The organism is Duganella margarita (assembly GCF_009857535.1).
Classification (GTDB): Bacteria; Pseudomonadota; Gammaproteobacteria; order Burkholderiales; family Burkholderiaceae_D; genus Rugamonas; species Rugamonas margarita.
Genome location: NZ_WWCS01000006.1, coordinates 15,687 through 35,971 on the forward strand (window position 1 = coordinate 15,687; position 20,285 = coordinate 35,971).

Genomic DNA, 20,285 nt, shown 5'->3' on the forward strand with positions numbered 1-20,285 from the left:
ACGGACATACACACGATCGGGTGATTTCTATACAATATTCGCCAATAGCAAACAAATTCCGAATTACAACTAATTGTTGGTTGCGCTTTGATGAAGAGACCATTGCCGGCTTACGGCAAGGCACTGGCCTTGTTTGTGATGCTGTCCTGCTGCGTGTTGCCCGCTGTGTGCCACGCCCAGGCGCAGGCCGTAGTGCAAGCGGAGCGTCCGGCCATCAATCTGCATCACACCAGCTGGACCGCCCGTGACGGCGCACCGGCGCTGGTGTTGTCGATGACGCAGACCACCGATGGCTGGCTGTGGCTGGGCGGTCCGACCGGCCTGTATCGGTTTGACGGCATCCAGTTCGAACAGTTCGTGCCGTCCAATGGGCCGCTGCTGACGCGCAACGTCAGTGTGGTCAACGCGTTTGCCGACGGTTCGCTGTGGATCGGCTATCGCACCGGCGGCGTTGCGCGCCTGCAGAACGGCCTGGTCCGCAACTATGGCGAACGCGACGGCTTGCCGGCCCGCGCCGCATGGGGCGTCGAGCAGGACGGCAGCGGCCGCATCTGGGCGGCCACGCCGCTCGGCATGCGGTACCTGGAGCAGGACCGCTGGCTGGCGCCGGCCAGCGCCTGGAATCTGCCCGCGACGTCGTACAAAACGCTGATGCGCGACCGCCGGGGCGTGCTGTGGGCGCAGGGCGAGGCCGGCGTGTTTTTCCTCAAGCCGGGCGCCGCGCGGTTTGAGCGGGCGGCGGTCGACAGCGGCACCGGCGTGCTGTTCGACCTGGCCCACGACAGCGTGGTCAGCTGGAATGCGACACAAGGAAAGTTCCGCCAGGTGGCCGGCCGTCCGCAGGATCTGCAGCCGCGCCTCTGGCAACACCTGGGCGATCCGGCCAGCCTGCTGTTTGATCGCCGCGGCGACCTGTGGGTTGGCACGCGCGACGGCCTGGCGTACCACACGCCGCAAGGCATCGCGCGCACCTTGCCGGCGCACGGGCTGAGCGGGCGCCAGGTCAGCGCCGTGTTCGAGGACCGGGAAGGCAATATCTGGGCCGCGACCGCCAGCGGCATCGACCGGTTCGCGCGGCGCCGGCTCACCAGGATCGCGGTAACGGAGGCGGCCATCGGTCACGCCATCCTGGCCGACGATAACGGCGGCGCCTGGATCGGCGGCTTTCACGTGGCGGCCGGCGATGCCGGGCTGGCCGAGGTGACGCCGCTGTGGCCGCCGGGCAGCGACGGCTGGTCCGGCATGCTGACCAGCTTTACCCGTACCAGCGACGGCGTGCTGTGGGGTTCCACCTACGGCGCTTTGCGCCGGGTGCAGGGGGGCGACCGCCGCAAGATCGCCTTGCCGCCGTTTGCCGGCGGCGCCTTCGTGCCACTGGTGCAGGCGGACCGGGACAATAGTGTGCTGGTGTCGCTCAAGCAGCATGGCTTATACCGGCGCAAGCCCGACGGCGCATGGCAGAAACTCGGCGATCCGGGCGAGGTCAGCGTGATGGCCCGCAGCGACGCGGCTGGCCTGTGGCTGGCCTGCTTCGACGGCAAGCTGGTGCATGCCGAAGGCGCCCAGTGGCGCAGCTATGGCGCCGCGCAGGGCCTGTCGGTGGGGCTGGTAATGGCGCTCCACCTGCATGGGCTGCACGTCTGGGTCGGCGGCGACACCGGCCTGGCGTGGCTGGACGGCGAGCGCTTCCGGCCGGTGCGCGGCGTCAAGGGCGAGACCTTCGACGGCATTTCCGGCATCGTGGAACTGGACAACGGCGACCTGTGGCTCAACGCCGCGGCCGGCCTGTTCCGGATTCCCGGCGCCGAGCTGGCCAGGCTGCAGCGCAGCCCGGACTACCGGGTGCAATACGAGCGCCTCGACCAGCTGGACGGCATGGACGGCATCGCTCCGCGCCTGGTGCCGTCGCCGTCGATGGTGCTGGCGTCCGATGGCCGCCTGTGGGTGATGCGCTCGTCCGGCGTGTTTCGGCTGAACCCGGCCGATCCGGAGCCGCCGGCGCCGGCGCAGCCGGTCATCATCAAGCGCATCGGCGCGCCCGGCGCCAGTCTGCCGCTGCAGCAACCGTTGCGGTTGGCCGCCGGCAGTTCGGCGGTGCAGATCGACTACACGGTGCCGGCGCTGGCGTTGCCGGAACGGGTGCGCTTCCGGTACCGCGTCGACGAAACCGATGCGGACTGGCAGGAAGTGGGCGGGCGCCGCAGCGCCTATCTGAGCAACCTGCGCGCCGGCGACTACCATTTCCGCGTGGCGGCGTCGGATTACAACGGCCACTGGCCGGCGCACGACACCATGGTGCACTTCACGATTGCGCCGGCCATCACCGAGACCTGGTGGTTCCGCACGCTGTGCGGCGCGCTGCTGCTGGCGGGCGCGTATCTGAGTTACCGCTGGCATCTCGGCCGCCTGCGCCGGCAGATGGCCAACCGCCTGCGCGAGCGGGTGAGCGAGCGCGAGCGCATCGCGCGCGAGCTGCACGACACCTTGCTGCAATCGGTGCAAGGCCTGATTCTGCATGTGCACGCCGCGACACAGCGCCTGCCGGACCAGGACAGCACGCGCCTGCAGCTGGAAACCGCGTTGCTGCAAGCGGACAATGTGGTGGACGAGGGGCGCGGCCGCATCCGCGAGCTGCGCGGCGAAGACGCCGGCAAGGCCAACTTCCCGGACGCGGTGCTGGCCGCCGCGACCCGGCTGCGGCCGCACGATGCGCCGCCGGTGCAGCTTAGCCTGGTGGGCACGCCGCGCCGGCTCGATCCCACCATGCAGGAAGAAGCGCTCGCCATCGTCACCGAGGCCATCGCCAACGCCTACCGCCACGCCGGCGCCGGGCGGATCGAAGTCGAGTTGCAATATGGCGCGCGTGAGCTACGCTGTACTGTACGCGATGATGGCGCCGGCATCGCGGCCGACGTCCTGCGCGACGGCGGCCGCCAGCACCACTGGGGCATGCGCGGCATGACCGAGCGCGCCGACCGGATCAAGGCCAAGCTGGTGTTGCGTAGTGGCGAAGGCAGCGGGACCGAATGGCAACTGGTGCTGCCCGCCGCGCTGGCATATACCCGATAGGGTGATGGCGGAATCCCCGGCCGGTGCTAGTCTCGCGCGTGTCAATTCAGGAGGGCGGCGATGAACAACAGAAGCAGTGGAATAATCAGTGTGATGATCGCCGACGATCATCCCTTGCTGCGCAGCGGCATCGCGGCGGTGCTGTCGGCCGATCCGCGCTTTGCGGTGGTAGCCGAGGCCTGCGACGGCGATCTTGCTCTGGAGCTATATCAGCGCTTCCGGCCTGACGTCACGCTGATGGATTTGCAGATGCCGGGCCTGAACGGCATCGACGCCACCATTGCCATCCGCGACATCAATCCCCAGGCCCGCATCATCATCTTGACGACGTATGGCGGCGAGGTGCAGGTGGCGCGTGGACTGAAGGCCGGCGCCAGCGGCTACATCCTGAAGAACATGGCGCGCACCGAGTTGAGCCACTACATCCTGTCGGTGCACGCCGGCCAGCAGCAGCTGGCGCCGCAGCTGGCCTGCAGCCTGGCCAGCAGCTTCCAGCAGGATACGCTGAGCAAGCGCGAGATCCAGGTGCTGCGCGTGATCGCCGACGGCAACTCCAACCAGCGCGCCGGCACCCAGCTGGGCCTGAGCGAGGACACCATCAAGGCCCACATGAAAACCATCCTGCAAAAACTCGACGCCCGCGACCGCACCCACGCGGTGATGATCGCCATGCGCCGGGGTTACTGGGAGGCCTAGCCCGCCGCGCGGAGGTGATATGCTACGCGGCTTATGCTTGAAATCCTCGCCATCACCTGTCCCATCTATCTGGTCGTTCTCGCCGGTTATCTCGCCACCCGCAGCGGGCTGTTTGCCCGCGCCGATATGCAGGTATTCGGCAAATTCGTCTTCAACCTGGCGCTGCCGGCATTGATCTTCAATGCGCTGGCGCAGCGCCATATCAGCGACATTCTGCATCCCGGCTATCTGCTGTCCTATCTGTTCGGCTCGCTGCTGATGCTGACGCTGGCGTTTGTGATCGGCCGCCAGCTGTTGGGCCTGAACCTGGTCCGCAGCACCTTCCTGGCGATGGGCGTGTCGTGCTCCAACAGCAGCTTCATCGGCTTTCCGATTTTGATGCTGATGGTGGCGCCGGTGGCGGGCGTGGCGCTGGGCCTGAATGTGATCGTCGAAAACCTGGTGATGCTGCCGCTGCTGCTGGCGATGGCAGAACACGGCAAGAGCGGTGGCGGCGGTGCCTGGCATCAGGTGATGCGCCAGTCGGCGCGGCGGCTGATGAAAAATCCGCTGGTGATGTCGGTGACGGCCGGGCTGGTCATCAGCGTGGCGCAGATTCCGCTGCCGCAGCCGGTGGTGCGCAGCGTGAACCTGTTTGCCCAGGCCAGCGGCGGCTTGTCGCTGTTTGCCATCGGCGGCATGCTGGTCGGACTGTCGCTGAGCGCCGGCTGGCAGCGCGTGGTGCCGCTGGTGGCGGGTAAGCTGATTGGTCACCCGCTAGCGGTGTTGCTGATCTCATCGCTGCTGCTGCCGTTGCTGGGCGTGGCGCCGATGAGTCCCGAACTGCGCGCCGCGGCGCTGCTGATGGCGGCCATGCCGATGCTGAGCATCTATCCGATCCTGGCCCAGGCTTACGGCGAGGCCGACCGCAGCGCCACCGCGCTGCTGATCTGCATGGTGGCGTCGTTCTTCACGCTCAGCGGGTGGATGTGGCTGGTGACGCCGCATTGACCTAAATCAAAATGGAATAAGATAAATATTTATTAATTGTTGTTGTTGCGGTGACTATATAATTGCCGGCGGATTTTATGCTGAAAGTGATTATGCGGTTAAACCTGCCAATTAGTAATGTGGAATATGTTCTGGATGCCTGCGAGACGATTGTTTCAAAAACTGATCTCCAGGGAAATATTACTTATGTAAATAGAGATTTTATCAAGATCAGCGGCTATGCCGAGGAGGAGCTGCTCGGCGCACCGCAGAATATCCTGCGCCACCCGGACATGCCAGCGGCCGCGTTCGCCGATATGTGGCGTGCGCTGAAGGCGGGCAGGGCATGGACCGGACTCGTCAAGAACCGCTGCAAGAATGGCGATTTCTACTGGGTCGAGGCGAATGCCGCGCCGTATCTGGAAAATGGCCGGGTCGTCGGCTATACCTCGGTGCGGGTAAAGCCGTCGCGGGAGCAAATCGAGTCCGCGCAGCGTCTTTATAATACGGATCATCTGCGCTTTCCGGAAAAACGGAGTATATCGCTGTCGTTCCAGTTAAATGCGCTATTCCTTTTGATAATCGCCCTGATGCCGGCGGCACTGATATCGCCGGCGATGACGGCGGTGGACATGGCGTTGGCGCTGGCGGCGTGGATGCTGCTGCGCAAAACCGCGATCCGGCCGCTCAACGACATGCGTGCACACCTGGCGCAGATGAGCGGCGGCGACCTCACGGCCCGCATTGCCACGCACGGCAGCAGCGAGGCGATGGAGATGCAGCACGCGCTGCGCATCCTGCAGACCAACCTGAAATCGCTGGTCGGCCAGATCAAGGAGGCCGGCAGCGTGGTCAACGCCGGCGCCGACCATATCGCGCATGGCAATGCCGACCTGTCCGCGCGCACCGAAGGTCAATCCAGTTCGCTGGAACAGACCGCCGCGGCGATGAAGCAGATGACCAGCACCGTGCGCCAGAACGCCGACGCCGCGCACGACGCCAACGAACTGGCGCTGGCGGCGGCCCGCGTGGCGGGCCAAGGCGGCGCCGCCGTCGACGCCGTGGTGCACACCATGGAATCGATCCGCGCCAGCTCCACCCGCATTGCCGACATCATTACGGTGATCGACAGCATCGCCTTCCAGACCAATATCCTGGCGTTGAATGCCGCCGTGGAGGCGGCGCGCGCCGGTGAACAGGGGCGCGGCTTTGCGGTGGTCGCCACGGAAGTGCGCAATCTGGCCCAGCGTTCGGCGACGGCGGCGCGCGAGATCACCCAGCTGATCACCCATTCGGTCAGCGAAGTGGAAAGCGGCAGCCGCCAGGCCGCCGATGCGGGCCGCATCATGGCCGGCATTGTGGCCTCGGTGGGGAAGGTGGCGCAGTATATGGGCGACATCAGCAATGCCAGCAAGGAGCAGAGCAGCGGCATTGCGCAGATCGATCAGGCGGTGGCGCACATCGACGCCATCAACCAGCAGAATGCGGTGGTGGTGCAAGAGGCGGAGCTGGCCGCGCGCCGCATGCAGCAGCAGGCGGCGCAACTTGCCGGCTTGATCGGCCAGTTCAAACTGGTGGCCGTTGCCGCTGCGTCGAATGTGCTGCGCCTCGATGCGCGCCGCCAGCAGGCGGAGACGCCGGTTGCCGTACAGCGGCAGGGACAGGCTGCAGAAGCCTGTTCCCGGGATGCGGTCAGCGTCGCCCGGCCTTGATCTTGCGGGCCGGCGCCGCCTGTGACGGATGTTCGGCGGCGGCGCCGAACAAGGCCTCCACCATCGGATCGCGGCGGATGCACAGCTTCTTGGCGCGGGTGGGGTAGTTGGTGTCATCGATCAGGCGGTGCACGCGTGCACCCTCGCGGTTAACGGTCACGCTCAACGTCGGACCGTTGTAGTAATCCTGTGCCATTTCCAGTTCCATCTTGATTCTCTTTCGATGATTAAGCAGTCATGTACACGCTGGACCGGCGCATCGTTTGCCGGGTCGGTGGCGCTGCAATGACTGGCTGTTCCAGCGCCGGCGTTTCAGTGATCTTGAGGATGTGGCGGCGCGCCTGCGCCGCGCATCCTGCGTACAGCGCGACATAGGTCTGGTAGGCGGCCATCGCCGGCCAGTCTTGCGGCAGCAGCTCCTGGGGCAGCAGCGGATCGCTGCGGCGGCTGTGCTGGTAGCCGTGGCTGACCAGCAGGCGCACCATGTAGGCCTGCTGGTCGGTGAGCGCGGCTCGCTTGCCCAGCAGTGCGCGCAGCGGCAGGAAGCGCTGCTGGAACTGTTCGTACAGTTCCTTCGGCGTCTCCAGGTCCCAGTCCATCTTGCCGAACAGCGGCTGGCGCACGGCCGCTGCCAGCTGGCTGCCGCTCACTTCAAACAGCGCCAGGCCGTGGTCTTCGCCGCACTGCACGCCACGCGCGTAGGACGCCGGCCGCGCCATGATGTTGGGCGCCAGCACGCAGTAGTCCAGATCCAGCAGCTGCTTGCGCGCGCTGGCGTAACGTGCGGCGCTGAAGCCGCCGCTGTGCACCAGCATGCTCCAGTCTTCGCCGAAGTTGCGCGCGGCCGGGATGTTGAGACGCTGGCGCGCAGCCTGGATGACGGCCGCCGTTGACGGCGCCAGCATGCACAGGCTGCGGCGGCCATGGCGCTCGATCTTGATCAATTTGGCCTCGGCCAGCCGGAACAGGGCGGTGCGGATGGTGCGCTCCTGAAAGCCGAGCGGTTCGAGCAGGGCGATGACGCTGCCCAGCCATTGGGTCTTCTGGCCGAACGCCTGCGCCTCGCTGAACATCAGTTTGAGCAGGGTGCTCAGGCGCGGTTTGGCCTGGCGCAGGACGGCGTCGATGTGGAATTGGCTATTCATGATAGTGGGGGACGGAGAGATGCTGGTTAGGCGCGTTGCGCGACTGGCGGTACAGGCGCACGGCGCGGCCGAGATTGAGCCAGAGCGCCAGGCAGGCGGCGCACATCAGTGCCGCGGCCGGGCGCGCCAGCGCCGGTTGGTAGCAGGCGGCCAGCAACAGCAGCAGGCCGGCGGCATGCGCGCCGAACTGCCATTGCGCGTGCCGCTCGGGAATGATCTGGCTGATGCTGGGCGGCTTGCGGCCACTGGTCTCCCGTAGTTGCTGCAGGTGGTACCAGGTGAGAAAAGGGACGATCTTGTACAGCATGCCGCAGACGGCCGACAGCGCGAAGCCGGCGACCAGCAGCACGCCGACCGCCAGCGGCGTGGCGCCGGATGCCGCCGACGGCCATGCCCACAGGCCGATCGCCGCCAGCAGGCTGGCCATGGCGGTACACCAGTAAAGCGTGGTCGGGTCGGCGCGCGGGCGCTTGCGGCGCGCCAGCAGGTGCAGCGTGGTGGCGCCGAACAGTGCGTAGCCGGCCGCCAGCAGGAAGGCGCAGGTCGTGTGCAGCAGCGCGCCGCGACCGCTCCAGCCGCCCGACAGCGACACTGCGCCCAGTAGCAGGAACATCCAGGTGGCGTAGGCGCCGGTCAGGTGGCGGGGATAGGGCGCGGTGAGCATGAACATCGGCGCCACCTGGAAGGCGATGGCGATCACCAGCAGGCCCGCCCAGCCCAGCATGCCCCACATGGCGTGCAGGTCGGTCAGGCGCTGCAACGGCAGCTGGATCAGGCCGGGCCAGGCGAACGCGCTTGCCAGCATGCCGCCCAGCGTCATGGTCAGCACCAGCGCCGCCAGCGCCAGGCGGATGCCGGCCACCACCGCGCCGGAACCTGGCAGGTGGTACTGCCACATGGCCACCGTACAGGCACCCACAAACAGCAGCAGGCCGCCCAGCAGCAGCGCCATCGCCACCCGGAACAGGGCCGGGCTGTCCTGCCAGAAGGCGCAGGCCAGCACCAGCGTGCCGGCGCACAGGCAGGCGTGCACTACGGCGCCGACCCGGGCGGCGCGCGGCACCTGAATGCCCGCCACCACCGGCAGCAGTTGCAGCAGCGCGCCGATCATCGTCATGCTCAGGCATCCCAGCACCAGCAGGTGGGTGACGGCCAGCGTCTGCGGCGACCAGCGGGTCAGCAGCGCCGGCGCCCCGTGCCACGCGAGCAAGCCTGCGGCCAGCGCCGCGAACAACGGCGCGCTGAGGAAAAAGCGTAGCGGCAGCGACAGCGGCGGATGGTCGCCGAAAGAAAGGGCCCGCTGAGGCGCATCGACAGGTTTCATGCGCCGGGCACGAGCCAGATCAGCACTTCGTAGCGGTGGTCCTGCTGCGCGGTGGTGCGGTGACCGTAGCCGTTGCGCTGCAGGATGCTGTACAGCGGCACCGGTTCGCGGTCGATCAACACGCGCAGCTTTTCGTCGGGGCCGAGCGTATCGAGCGCTTCGAGGATGCGCACCATCGGCTCCGGCGGCTCCAGTCCGCCGACATCGAGCACGGCGCTCATGCGACGCTCCATTCGGCCTGTTCCAGCTGCTCCATGCAGGCCAGCACCTCGTCGGCCTGCTGCGCCAGCACGAAATCGGCCTGCGGATAAAGAATGCCTTCTTCCTTCAGATTATGCTGGCGCATCAGCAGGCGCAGCATGTCGGCCTGGTCGAAGAAGCCGTCGCAGTCGTGGCGCGCGATGGCGGCCTGCATCTCGCGGAGCATCTCGCGCATCTGGCGGTGCTCGGCGCGCATCACCACCGTGGGGCCGTAGCCATTGCCCAGCGCATGGTCGAGGCGCGGGAACAGCACCCGTTCTTCCTTGTCCAGGTGACGGCCGAACATGGCCAGGAAGGCGCTGAAATTGGTGGTGGCGGCATCCCAGTGGCGCAGGATGACTTCCGATTCCGCCATGGCGTATTGATCGTCGCAGCGGCGGTGATCGTGATCGAGATAGGTGGCGATCTTTTCCATCTTGTTTGTCCTTCATTAAGCGTGCGCACATTGTCCCACCCGGTAAAGGTCAAATTCTTTGATTCACATCAAGGATTTCCGGGATCACGAAGCGATACAGTTCGTCCGCCTCTGTTAGCCATCCAAACCATATGAATCAATCCGACTCTCCCCCCATTGAACTGGTATGCCCGGCCGGCAGCCTGCCGGCGCTGAAGAACGCCATCGACCTGGGCGCCGACTGCGTCTATCTCGGCTTTCGCGACGCCACCAACGCGCGCAATTTCGCCGGCCTGAATTTCGACGATGCGGCCATCCGCACCGGCATCGGCTACGCCCATGACCATGGCCGCAAGGTGCTGCTGGCGCTGAACACCTATCCGCAGCCCGACAACACGGCGCTGTGGCAAAGCGCCATCGACCGCGCCGCCAAAGCCGGCGTGGATGCGGTGATCCTGGCCGATCCGGGCCTGATGCGCTACGCCGCCGACCACTATCCGGACCTGCGCCTGCACCTGTCGGTACAAGGCTCGGCCACCAATGCGGAGGCCATCAACTTCTACCAGAAGCAGTTTGGCGTGGCGCGCGCGGTGCTGCCGCGCGTGCTGTCGCTGGCGCAGGTGGAACACGTGGTGAAGAACACTTCGGTGGAAGTCGAGGTGTTCGGCTTCGGCAGCCTGTGCGTGATGGTCGAGGGGCGCTGCCAGCTGTCGTCCTACGTGACGGGCGAATCGCCGAACACCCACGGCGTCTGCTCGCCGGCCAGGGCGGTGCGCTGGCAGCAGAACCCGCGCGGGCTGGAATCGCGCCTGAACGGCGTGATGATTGACCGCTACACGCCGCAGGAAAACGCGAGTTATCCGACGCTGTGCAAGGGTCGCTTTGAGGTGGAGGACGAAACCTATTACGCCATCGAGGAACCCACCAGCCTGAATACGCTGGAACTGCTGCCGCAGCTGCTGGAGATGGGCGTGCGGGCGGTGAAGATCGAGGGCCGTCAGCGCAGCCCGGCCTATGTGTCGCAGGTCACGCGCGTGTGGCGCGCGGCGCTGGACGACTGCCTGCGCAATACGGCGCGCTACTCGGTCAAGCCGGCCTGGATGGCGGAACTCAATACGCTGGCCGAAGGCCAGCAGCACACACTGGGCGCGTATCACCGCGCGTGGAAATAACATCGGAGAAGTCATGCTCAAACTCGCCCTCGGGCCGCTGCTGTATTACTGGCCGCGCGCCAAGGTCATGGAATTTTATGAGGACATCGCGGACAGCGCGGTGGATATCGTTTACCTCGGCGAGACCGTGTGTTCGCGCCGCCACGAGCTGCGCGCCGCCGACTGGCTGGCTGTCGCCGAGCTGCTGCAGGGCCGCGGCAAGGAAGTGGTCATGTCGACGCTGGCGCTGATCGAATCGAGCGCGGATGTCGGCGCCCAGCGCAAGCTGGTGGCCAACGGCCGCTTCCAGGTCGAGGCCAACGATATGGGCGCGGTGCACTTGCTGGAAGGGCAGACGTTCATCGCCGGCCCGCACCTCAACGTCTACAACCCGCCGACGCTGTCGCTATTGCATGGGCTGGGCGCGAAGCGCTGGATCATGCCGCTGGAGATGGGCCGCGCGGGACTGGCGCATATGCAGCGCGAACGGCCTACCGGCATGGAGACCGAGGTATTTGCGTTCGGCCGCATGCCGCTGGCGTTTTCGGCGCGCTGCTTCACGGCGCGCAACCGCAACCTGCCGAAGGACGACTGTCGCTTCAGCTGCATCGACCATCCGGATGGCATGATGATGCAGACGCGCGAAAAGCAGCAGTTCCTGGTGCTGAACGGCATCCAGAGCCAGTCGGCACTGGTGTATAACCTGGCGGCGGAGATGCGGCAGATGGCGGAACTGGGCGTGGACGTGGCGCGCCTCAGTCCACAGTCGACCCATATGAAACAGATCATCGCCGCCTTTGACGCCGCGCGCACCGGCGCGCTGGCGCCGCGCCAGGCCGCGCAGGCGATCTCGCCGCTGCTGCCGTCCGCGGCCTGCAATGGCTACTGGTACGGCAAGCCCGGACTTGAATACAGCATGGAGAACGCAGCATGAACCCTGTCGCACAAAATCATTACGGCGCCGCCCAGCCTCTGCCTGCTCTGGCGGCGGCGCTGGGCCAGCGTCTGCCGGCCTATCCCGGATCGCTGCTGTGCGTGGCCGCGCTCAATCTGGTGCTCAAGCCGCATCTTCCGGACGACGTGCGCGCTGGCCTGGCAGGGCGGCACCTGCGGGGGCGCGTCACCGACGCCGGCGTGGCGTTCGACTTCACCTGGCGCGGCGACGGCTTCGCGGCGCTGCACCGCAGCGGCGTCCCGGATCTGGAAATCGGCGCCTGCGCGCGCGACTTCGTGGCACTCGCCAGACGCGAGCAGGACCCGGACACGCTGTTCTTCTCTCGCCGCCTGCGGATGGAAGGCGATACGGAGCTCGGACTGCTGGTGAAGAATACCCTCGATGCGATGGAACTGCCGGTGACGGAATTGGGTCGGCAGGCCCTGGCGCGGGTTTTCAGCCTGTTGCCTGGCCGGGGCGCCGCACGCTGAAGTTGTCGAACAGCGGCGCGATCTCGGCCACCACGTCTTCCTGCGGATAACCGGGGAAGGCGCGCGCCACCAACGTCTCATCGGCGCAGCCGGTGGCGCGGAATTCCTGCAGGGCGTAATTGCGCACGCCCATGAAGGATAGCGTCTGCGCCAGTTCTACCAGCATCGCCGGCGACAGATGGGCCGGATGCACGGTGGTGCGGCACTCGTAATCGACGCCGCTGGCAAGGATGGCGGCCACGCCGTCGTGCACCGGCCCGCCGCTGCCGGCGACGCCGGTGACGTCGGCGTAGCGCTCAAACGTGGTCTTGACGTCGAAACCGACCCAGTCGACCAGCGGCAGCACGCTTTTCAGGCGCGCCGGGTAAATGCACGCCGTTTCCAGACCGATCTTGAAGCCCATCGCGCGCACCTGCGCCATGGCCTCGCCCAGCGCCGGGTCCATGGTGGCTTCGCCGCCACAGAACACCACGGCGTCTAGCATGCCGGCGCGCCGTTCCAGCCGGGTGACGATGCCCTTCCAGGCATTGGGATTGTCGCGCGTGCGCTGCTGCAGATGCGTGTTATGGCAATAGCCGCAGCGCCAAGGACATCCCTGCACGAACACCACGGCCGATAGCAGGCCGGGATATTCGGTGGCGCTGAACGGCGTATAGCCGCCCACGCGCAACAGGCGGCCTTCCTCTTTAAGAAGCAGCTTGCGCATGAGGCTCACGGAAGAATGTGCGTTCGTTGAATTCGCCCTGCTTGCCGATGTTGAACGACGAAACCGGACGGTGGTAGCCCATCACGCGGGTCCAGATTTCGCAACGCTGGCGTTCCGAGTCGTCGAGCGCGATGGTGGAAGGGGTCATACTTTGCATGGCGTTTCCTTTGCGGTTGGTTGAAGAGCGGCTTGTTTGCGGGCGATGATCTCGGCGTCGCACTTGGGGCAGAATTCGTAGCTGCCGGTCAGGTAGCCGTGTGTCGGGCAGATCGAGAACGTCGGCGTGACCGTGATGTAGGGCAGGCCGAAGCGCCCCAGCGCGCGGCGCACCAGCGTGCGGCAGGCGGCGGCGCTGGACAGCGCCTCGGTCAGGTACAGGTGCAGCACGGTGCCGCCGGTGTATTTGCGTTGCAGCGCGTCCTGCTGTTCCAGCGCCTCGAACGGATCGTCGGTGTAGCCGACCGGCAGCTGCGACGAGTTGGTGTAGTAGGGCTGCTGCGGCGTGCCGGCCTGCAGGATGTTGGGGTAGCGCTTGCGGTCCTCCTTGGCGAAGCGGTAGGTCGTGCCTTCGGCCGGCGTGGCCTCCAGGTTATACATATGGCCGGTCTGCTCCTGGAATTCGAGCATGCGCGCGCGCACATGGTCCAGCAGGCGCAGTGCAAACGCGCGGCCCCATGGCGTGGTGATGTCATGCTGTCCGGCCGGATCGAAGTTGCGGATCATCTCATTGATGCCGTTCACCCCCAGGGTGGAGAAGTGGTTGCGCAGCGTGCCGAGATAGCGTTTAGTGTACGGGAACAGGCCATTGTCCATATGGCGCTGGATCACCTTGCGCTTGATCTCCAGACTGTCGCGGCCCAGTTCCAGCAAGCGGTCCAGCGCGGCCATCAGTCCTGCCTCGTCATTGCGGTGCAGGTAGCCGAGGCGCGCGCAGTTGATCGTCACCACGCCCAGCGATCCGGTTTGTTCGGCCGAGCCAAACAGGCCATTGCCGCGCTTGAGCAGCTCGCGCAGGTCCAGCTGCAAACGGCAGCACATGGAGCGGATCATGTTCGGCTTCAGCTCGGAGTTGATGAAGTTCTGGAAGTAGGGCAGGCCGTAGCGGGCGGTCATCTCGAACAGCAGCTCGGCATTCGGGCTGTCCCACGCGAAGTCCTCGGTGATGTTGTAGGTCGGGATCGGGAAGGTGAAGGCGCGGCCCTTGGCGTCGCCGGTCATCATGATCTCGATGTAGGCGCGGTTGATCATGTCCATCTCGTCCTGCAGGTCGCCGTAGGTGAACGGCATCTCCTCGCCGGCCACGTGCGGGATCTGCGGGCGCAGGTCCTCCGGGCAGACCCAGTCGAAGGTCAGGTTGGTGAATGGGGTTTGCGTGCCCCAGCGCGACGGCACATTGAGGTTGTAGATCAGCTCCTGCATGTACTGTTTGACTTCGTCGTAGCGCAGCCGGTCCTTGCGGACGAAGGGCGCCATGTAGGTATCGAAGGAACTGAAGGCCTGGGCGCCGGCCCATTCATTCTGCAGGGTGCCGAGGAAGTTGACGATCTGGCCGATGGCGCTCGACATATGGCGCGGCGGGCTCGATTCCACCTTGCCCGGCACGCCGTTCAGGCCTTCGTTGAGCAGCGTGCGCAGCGACCAGCCGGCGCAGTAGCCGGCCAGCATGTCGAGATCGTGGATGTGCAACTCGGCGTCGCGGTGGGCGCGGCCGATTTCCGGCGGGTAGACGTGATTGAGCCAGTAGTTGGCGATGACCTTGCCGGAGACGTTGAGTATCAGGCCGCCCAGCGAGTAGCCTTGGTTGGCGTTGGCGTTGACGCGCCAGTCCTGGCGCTCCAGGTATTCGTTGATCGACGAGGCGACATCGACCAGCGAGTGCCTGTCCTGGCGCAGCGCGGCGTGCTGCTCGCGGTAGACCACGTAGCGGCGCAGCGTGTGGCGGTAGCCGGCGTCGTAGAGCACACGCTCCACGGTGTCCTGCACCAGTTCAACGGTAAGGTTATCGCCTGGCGGCAGCGACGACAGGTGCAGCAGCACTGCCTGGGTGAGTTGCTGCGCCTTGTCGGTGTCGAATTCGCCGCTGGCGCGACCGGCGCGCAGCAGCGCGCTTTCGATCTTGACCAGGTTGAAGGTCTGTCCGGCCCCGTCGCGCTTGATGATCGTGGTGTGAAACAGTGCATCCATATCCGCCCCATATCTAGTTGATTTGATTGTTCGTCTACTATATATGGTGTGTTTTGCGGGCGGCAGCACTATTTGTTGATTTCTTGATCTGACTTATCTTTTTAAGGAGCGGGCGATTTGTCGCACGAAATCGGGGTCGGGATCGACCGCCAGCCGGGTGCTGTCCGCCTGCACGCTGCCGTCCGTGTTGAGCAGCGCGAGGCGGGTGGTGTGGCTGATTTCTCCGTTGTCCAGCGGGCGGTAGCGGATGTTGAGCGCGGCGGCCAGCGTGCGGGTGTCGCTGTCGTTGCCGGCGACGGCCAACCGGTACTGGGCGGGGTCGAGTTGCTGCATCCGCGCCATCATCGCCAGCGAGCCGGGTGTATCGCGCTTCGGATCAAGGCTGACCAGCAGGACGTGCAGGCGCTGGCCGTCCGGTCCGAGCGCGCCGATGGTGCGCTTGAGCGTTTCGATGACGACCGGGCAGGCGGAATGGCAGTCGCCGTAGAACATCGTGACCAGCAGCGGCTGGCCGGCCAGCTCGCCCAGGGTGAACCGCCGGCCGGCGGCGTCGGTGAGCGGCGTCGCCAGCTGATACAGCGACGTCGCCGGCAGTGCGGCCGTCGGCGCCGCGGCATGGACGGCAAGCGCGTGCGGAGCGTGATCATGCACCTGCGCGCCGGTGCGGCCCGACGCCAGCAGCACGGCGGAAAACATGGCCAAAGCGATGGCGGTGCGCTTCATGGTGAATCTCCTTGTTGGTTGGGGGCGGGATCGCGCGCGCAGCGAAATCCCAGGTTGGCGCCGCCCTGGCGCGCCTCCATGGCGGAGAGCAGGGCGAGGCGCATCAGCACCGCGTAGTTGCGGCGGTCGGAGAGGTTGACGGCGGCGCCGCCGCAGAAGTCGAGTTGCTTTTTCTCGCCGGTGGCGCGGCTGTCGGCGTTGACGAACAGGCCGCTGTAGTCCTCCACCCATTCCCACGCCAGGCCGTGCATGTCGTGCAGGCCGTAGTAGTTGGCCGGCGTGGCGGCGACGCGCCCGGGCGGGGCTTTGCCGGCGTCGGCATACCAGCGCAGGATGGTGGACAGCCAGGCGTCGTCGTCGCGGGCGTCGGCGCGGGTGGCGTCGGCGGCGGCGGCGAACTCCCATTCGTACCAGCGCGGCAGGCGGGCCTGTTCCGCAGCACAGTAGGCCTGCGCCGCGTACCAGCTGACCTGCACCACCGGCGCCTCGTCGTCGGCGCTGTCGAGACCCGACAGGTAGCCGGGCGCCGCAAACAGCGACGGCGCCTGAAAGCGCCGCCAGGACGGCGAAGTTTGCAGGAAGGCCTTGAACTCGCGGTTGGTCACCAGGCGGCTGCGTAGCTGGAATGGCGCCACCTGCGCTTCGGCCGCCACGCCGTCCGCCGGCAGCACGCTGCGCAGCGTGCCGCCCGCGATCAGGCGATATTCGGTGCCGCCAGCGCCGCAGGCGACGGCGGCCAGCAGCGCAAGTACCGGCGCTTTCACGGTTACCTCGCCTTACGCATTTCGGCCACCTGGGTTGGCGTAACCACCGGCTTGCCTTCGTTCATGGCGACGCTGACGTAGTTGATCACCGCCGCCACATCTTCGTCGTTCAGCTCCTGCGGCGGCATCACGCCGTTGTAGTGCTCGCCATTGACGACGATTTCGCCGCTGCGGCCATGCAGCACGATGTGCGCCATCTCGTATGGACGCTCCTTGAAGAAGTCCGACCGGGCCAGTGGCGGGAACACGCCGGGCACGCCCTGGCCCTTGTCCTGGTGGCATACTGCGCAGGTGCTGTCGTACACCGTCTTGCCGCGCAGTTGCTGGCCCGCGACCGCCGGCACCGCGGGCGCAGGCGCCCTGGCGGGCGACGCCGAGGCCTGCGCGCCGGGCAGCGGCTTCTTGACGCCCCTGCCGTAGATGGCGGGGTTGTCGGCGCCGCTCACCGTCAGCAGGCCGATGGCGCCCTTGTTGAAGGCGCGGGTCAGCGAGTGGTCCACCAGCGTCAGGTTGCCCGGCACCTTGGGCGTGAATTCGACGATGGCCGAACCGCCGGCCGGCACCATGGTGGTCTGCACCTGCTCCTGGAACCTGGTGCCGCCTTCGAAGTAGACCTTGTCGAAGATCGCGCCGATGATGTGGAAGCTGGAGGTGATATTCGGTCCGCCGACGCCGAAGAACAGGCGCACCTTGTCGTTGGTCCTGGCGGTCAGCGCATTGGCGCCGGTGAGCGCGCCGTCAGCGCCGTTGAACAGCACATAGGTCGGCTTCTCGTCGATGGCCTTCTGCTGGTCGAACGATTGCAGGCCGGGGGCGCGGTAGCCGCCGGAGGTATAGAAGTCGCCCTGCATCACGTAGTATTCCTTGTCGACCCTGGACATGCCCTCCTTGGGCTCGACCAGTATCATGCCGTACATGCCGTTGGCCACATGCATGCCGACCGGCGCGGTGGCGCAGTGGTAGACGTACAGGCCGGGATTGAGCGCCTTGAAGGTGAAGCTGGCCTCATTGCCCGGCGCGATCAGGGTCTGCGCGGCGCCGCCGCCGGGGCCGGTCACCGCGTGCAGGTCGATATTGTGCGGCAGCTTGTTGTCGGGCAGGTTTTGCAGATTCAGCTCAACCGTGTCGCCTTCGCGCACGCGGATCATCTTGCCGGGAACCGTGCCGCCGAAGGTCCAGAAAGTATATTTTGTGCCGGGCGCGATTTCGCGCTCGACTTCCTCCACCGTGAGATTGACCACCACCCTGGCGGGCGACTTGCGGGTGATCTGCGGCGGCAGCAGGGGCGGTGCGACCAGCTCCTGCGTGATCACGGGCAGCGCAGGTTCGGCGAAGCTCCGGGATACGACCAGCAGCGCGGCGGCGACGCCGGCGGCGGCAAGCTTGAATTGTGTTTTCATCTCATTCACCTTTTGGTTGTTGTAATCCGGCGCGCTCCGCCACGGCAGCGCTGCTTTGCCGGCCTGCCGTCAGCAGGCGCCATGCGAACAGCGCCAGGAACAGCGTGCCGGCCGCGAACACCACGTCGCCCGGGACGCGCATCCATACCAGCGTTTCCATCAGCTTCGAATGGATCACTGCCGGCGAGCGTGCGAACCACATGCCGGTGCTGATGCTGGCCCAGGCTTGGTAGATGCCGGCCGGGACCAGCGAGATGAACACCATCATCGCCAGGCCGATATTCAGGCACCAGAACATGGGCCGCAGCAGGCTGTCGGACCACGCCAGGCGGTCGCTCAGGCCGCGCAGGCAGAACAGCAGCAACCCTATCCCCAGCATGCCGTACACGCCGAACAGCGCCGCGTGGCCGTGCGCCGCGGTCATGTTCAGGCCCTGCATGTAGTACAGCGCAATCGGCGTATTGATCGAGAAGCCCAGCAGGCCGGCGCCCACGGTGTTCCAGAAGCCGACCGCGATGAAGCACAGGATCGACCAGCGGTAGCTGCTGACCCACGGCGCGGCCTTCGAGCGCTGGTAGTTGCGCCACGCCTCGATGCCGATCAGCGACAGCGGCACCACTTCCAGCGCCGAGAACATGGCGCCGATGGCGATCACGAAGGTCGGCGTGCCGGTGAAGTACAGATGGTGCAGCGTGCCGAGAATGCCGCCGAACAGGAACACGATCGTCTCCAGCACGATGGCGTTGTTGGCGCTGGCCGCACGGATCAGGCCCAGGCGGGTGAACAGCAGGGCGATGACGGCGGTGGCGAACACCTCGAAGAAGCCTTCCACCCACAGGTGCACCAGCCACCAGCGCCAGTATTCGATCATCGAATAGTGGCTATGACGGCCCCAGGTCAGCGAGGTGGCGTAGAAGCCGCCGATGCACAGCGCGGACAGGAACACCATGACGATCAGGCCACGGCTGTCGGACGGTTTTTTCAGCGCCGGCCACAGTGCGCGCCCCAGCAGCGTGACCCAGAACAGCAGGCCGACGAACAGCAGGATCTGCCAGATGCGGCCCATGCTGGTGAACTCCAGGCCCTGGTTGCCGACCCAGAAAGCGAAAGCCGTGCCCTTGTGCTGCAGGGAGCCGAGCCAGCCCATGGCGGTCGAGCCGACCACGATGAACAGCAACGCGTAGAACAGCAGATTGACGCCCAGCTTCTGGAAACGCGGTTCGTGACCGGAGATGGCCGGGGCGATATACAGGCCGGTGGCAAGCCACGCGGTGGCGATCCACAGCACCGCAAACTGGGTGTGGATGGTGCGGCTGACCACGAACGGCAGGATCTCCGCCAGCGGGTAGCCGAAGAAGCTGTGCCCCTCCACCGCGTAATGCGCGGTGATCACGCCCATGCCCACTTGCGCCAGTATCAGGCCGATGACGACGAAGAAGTACTTTTTTGTCGCGCGCATGGACGGCGTGGGTTTCAGGTCGAACAGCGGATCGGCTTTGGGTGGGTGCGGATCGGCTTCCTCTCTGGCGGTGGAATGGGCCATGACCATGGCGGCGATGGCGCCGATCATCAGGATCACGCTGGCGATCGACCAGATCCCGGCGCCGGCGCTCGGCCGGTTGTCGATCAGCGGCTCGTGCGGCCAGTTGCTGGTGTAGCTCAGGCCCTCCGCGCCGGGGCGGTCGGTGGCGGCGGCCCACGCCGACCAGAACACGAACGCCGGCAGCGCGCGCAGGTCTTCCGCATCCGTCACGGAATTGGCGTTCATCGCATACTGCTCGCGCAGATGATCGAGGCTGCGGGCGTCGCCGAACAGGTCGGTGTAGTGGCGGGCGACGGCGCGCACGGCGGCGGCGCGGTCGGCCGACAGCACAATGTCGCCGCGGGCGGCGTCATAGGTGTTGGTGCGCATTTCTTCCTTCAGGCGCGCATTGAGCGCGGCCTGGGCGGCCTTGCCCAGGTCATCGAAGCTGGCGCCGAACTCGCGCCTGGCCCAGATCTGGCGCAGTTCCAGCGCTTCGCGGTGCAGCCAGTCGGCCGACCAGTCCGGGGCGACGTAGCTGCCGTGCCCCCAGACGGTGCCGAGCTGCTGGCCGCCGGCCGAGAGCCAGGCCTGCTGGCCGCGATCGACCTGGCCTGCGCCGAAGAGCACATCGCCGTCGGCGCTGACGACGTTGTTGGGAATGGGGGGCGCCGTCAGGTAGATTTCCGCGCCCACCCACGCCAGGACGGCGAAGGAGAGGGCGCAGATGATGGCGAGCCAGGTCCAGAGCTTGCGTGTGGCATGCATGGCATGGTTCCTTTTTTATGCGTGGCTTGTCGGATCGACAGCGCCGATTCTAGGCGCGCACTCTGGCCGTGC

Annotated in this window: 19 protein-coding genes and 1 pseudogene; 8 read left to right on the forward strand and 12 right to left on the reverse strand. The window is 66.2% G+C overall.

The annotated features are described in order from the left end of the window. The first annotated feature begins 90 nt into the window (after positions 1 to 90). The 5 genes and pseudogenes from GTP55_RS11015 to GTP55_RS11030 all read left to right on the forward strand — a co-directional run bounded on the left by GTP55_RS11015 (position 91) and on the right by GTP55_RS11030 (position 6,446). Positions 91 to 3,069 carry a sensor histidine kinase gene (locus GTP55_RS11015; protein ID WP_161044990.1) on the forward strand — a complete coding sequence of 993 codons (2,979 nt, stop codon included), beginning with the start codon at positions 91 to 93 and terminating at the stop codon, positions 3,067 to 3,069. A gap of 60 nt (positions 3,070 to 3,129) precedes the next feature. Next, positions 3,130 to 3,765 (forward strand): response regulator, encoded by a 636-nt coding sequence (locus tag GTP55_RS11020; protein WP_229257873.1) that lies wholly within the window; start codon positions 3,130 to 3,132, stop codon positions 3,763 to 3,765. Between the two features lie 33 nt (positions 3,766 to 3,798). Then, positions 3,799 to 4,755: an AEC family transporter gene (locus tag GTP55_RS11025; RefSeq protein WP_161044991.1), complete on the forward strand. Its 957-nt coding sequence runs from the start codon at positions 3,799 to 3,801 to the stop codon at positions 4,753 to 4,755. 92 nt (positions 4,756 to 4,847) lie between these two features. After that, positions 4,848 to 5,129: pseudogene (locus tag GTP55_RS29835) on the forward strand (PAS domain-containing protein); the annotation flags it as partial. 180 nt (positions 5,130 to 5,309) lie between these two features. Beyond that, positions 5,310 to 6,446, forward strand: coding sequence for a methyl-accepting chemotaxis protein (locus GTP55_RS11030; protein ID WP_229257893.1), 1,137 nt, complete (start codon positions 5,310 to 5,312; stop codon positions 6,444 to 6,446). Here GTP55_RS11030 and GTP55_RS11035 read toward each other — a convergent pair. Genes GTP55_RS11035 through GTP55_RS11055 form a run of 5 tightly spaced genes read right to left on the reverse strand, consistent with a single transcriptional unit; the run spans position 6,427 to position 9,591 of the window. Next, complete coding sequence (locus tag GTP55_RS11035) at positions 6,427 to 6,654, reverse strand: hypothetical protein (RefSeq protein ID WP_229257874.1); 228 nt, start codon at positions 6,652 to 6,654, stop codon at positions 6,427 to 6,429. The genes GTP55_RS11030 and GTP55_RS11035 overlap by 20 nt on opposite strands. A 19-nt stretch (positions 6,655 to 6,673) precedes the next feature. Further along, positions 6,674 to 7,591 carry a PaaX family transcriptional regulator C-terminal domain-containing protein gene (locus tag GTP55_RS11040; RefSeq protein WP_161044992.1) on the reverse strand — a complete coding sequence of 306 codons (918 nt, stop codon included), beginning with the start codon at positions 7,589 to 7,591 and terminating at the stop codon, positions 6,674 to 6,676. Next, entirely contained in the window at positions 7,584 to 8,915 is a 1,332-nt protein-coding gene (locus tag GTP55_RS11045) for a permease (RefSeq protein ID WP_161044993.1), read from the reverse strand. Before GTP55_RS11045 ends, GTP55_RS11040 begins: the two co-directional genes overlap by 8 nt. Next, positions 8,912 to 9,136: a DUF2249 domain-containing protein gene (locus tag GTP55_RS11050; protein ID WP_229257875.1), complete on the reverse strand. Its 225-nt coding sequence runs from the start codon at positions 9,134 to 9,136 to the stop codon at positions 8,912 to 8,914. The genes GTP55_RS11045 and GTP55_RS11050 overlap by 4 nt, the downstream gene beginning before the upstream one ends. Next, on the reverse strand, positions 9,133 to 9,591 hold the full coding sequence (locus GTP55_RS11055; RefSeq protein WP_161044995.1) for a hemerythrin domain-containing protein: 459 nt from the start codon (positions 9,589 to 9,591) through the stop codon (positions 9,133 to 9,135). Before GTP55_RS11055 ends, GTP55_RS11050 begins: the two co-directional genes overlap by 4 nt. 131 nt (positions 9,592 to 9,722) lie before the next feature. On the opposite strand from GTP55_RS11055, the gene ubiU reads away from it, so the two are divergent. The 3 genes from ubiU to ubiT are packed head-to-tail and all read left to right on the forward strand — an operon-like array spanning position 9,723 to position 12,146. After that, entirely contained in the window at positions 9,723 to 10,742 is a 1,020-nt protein-coding gene (gene ubiU, locus GTP55_RS11060; RefSeq protein ID WP_161044996.1) for a ubiquinone anaerobic biosynthesis protein UbiU, read from the forward strand. A 13-nt stretch (positions 10,743 to 10,755) separates the two neighbouring features. Then, positions 10,756 to 11,655 (forward strand): ubiquinone anaerobic biosynthesis protein UbiV, encoded by a 900-nt coding sequence (gene ubiV, locus GTP55_RS11065; protein WP_161044997.1) that lies wholly within the window; start codon positions 10,756 to 10,758, stop codon positions 11,653 to 11,655. Next, entirely contained in the window at positions 11,652 to 12,146 is a 495-nt protein-coding gene (ubiT, locus tag GTP55_RS11070; RefSeq protein ID WP_161044998.1) for a ubiquinone anaerobic biosynthesis accessory factor UbiT, read from the forward strand. Before ubiV ends, ubiT begins: the two co-directional genes overlap by 4 nt. Here ubiT and GTP55_RS11075 read toward each other — a convergent pair. The 7 genes from GTP55_RS11075 to GTP55_RS11105 all read right to left on the reverse strand — a co-directional run bounded on the left by GTP55_RS11075 (position 12,112) and on the right by GTP55_RS11105 (position 20,213). Further along, on the reverse strand, positions 12,112 to 12,852 hold the full coding sequence (locus GTP55_RS11075) for an anaerobic ribonucleoside-triphosphate reductase activating protein (protein ID WP_161044999.1): 741 nt from the start codon (positions 12,850 to 12,852) through the stop codon (positions 12,112 to 12,114). The two genes, ubiT and GTP55_RS11075, sit on opposite strands and share 35 nt — an antisense overlap. After that, entirely contained in the window at positions 12,833 to 13,000 is a 168-nt protein-coding gene (gene nrdD, locus GTP55_RS30035) for an anaerobic ribonucleoside-triphosphate reductase (RefSeq protein WP_161045254.1), read from the reverse strand. The genes GTP55_RS11075 and nrdD overlap by 20 nt, the downstream gene beginning before the upstream one ends. Then, positions 12,997 to 15,036: a ribonucleoside triphosphate reductase gene (locus tag GTP55_RS11085; protein WP_161045000.1), complete on the reverse strand. Its 2,040-nt coding sequence runs from the start codon at positions 15,034 to 15,036 to the stop codon at positions 12,997 to 12,999. Before GTP55_RS11085 ends, nrdD begins: the two co-directional genes overlap by 4 nt. A 93-nt stretch (positions 15,037 to 15,129) precedes the next feature. After that, positions 15,130 to 15,759, reverse strand: a complete 630-nt coding sequence (locus tag GTP55_RS11090; RefSeq protein WP_161045001.1) for an SCO family protein — start codon at positions 15,757 to 15,759, stop codon at positions 15,130 to 15,132. Beyond that, a complete protein-coding gene (locus GTP55_RS11095; RefSeq protein ID WP_161045002.1) occupies positions 15,756 to 16,523 on the reverse strand; it encodes a formylglycine-generating enzyme family protein in 768 nt (255 codons plus the stop codon). The genes GTP55_RS11090 and GTP55_RS11095 overlap by 4 nt, the downstream gene beginning before the upstream one ends. Before the next feature lie 2 nt (positions 16,524 to 16,525). Then, positions 16,526 to 17,923 carry a copper-containing nitrite reductase gene (gene nirK / locus GTP55_RS11100; RefSeq protein ID WP_161045003.1) on the reverse strand — a complete coding sequence of 466 codons (1,398 nt, stop codon included), beginning with the start codon at positions 17,921 to 17,923 and terminating at the stop codon, positions 16,526 to 16,528. Between the two features lies 1 nt (position 17,924). Continuing rightward, complete coding sequence (locus tag GTP55_RS11105) at positions 17,925 to 20,213, reverse strand: nitric-oxide reductase large subunit (RefSeq protein ID WP_161045004.1); 2,289 nt, start codon at positions 20,211 to 20,213, stop codon at positions 17,925 to 17,927. Positions 20,214 to 20,285 lie beyond the last annotated feature (72 nt).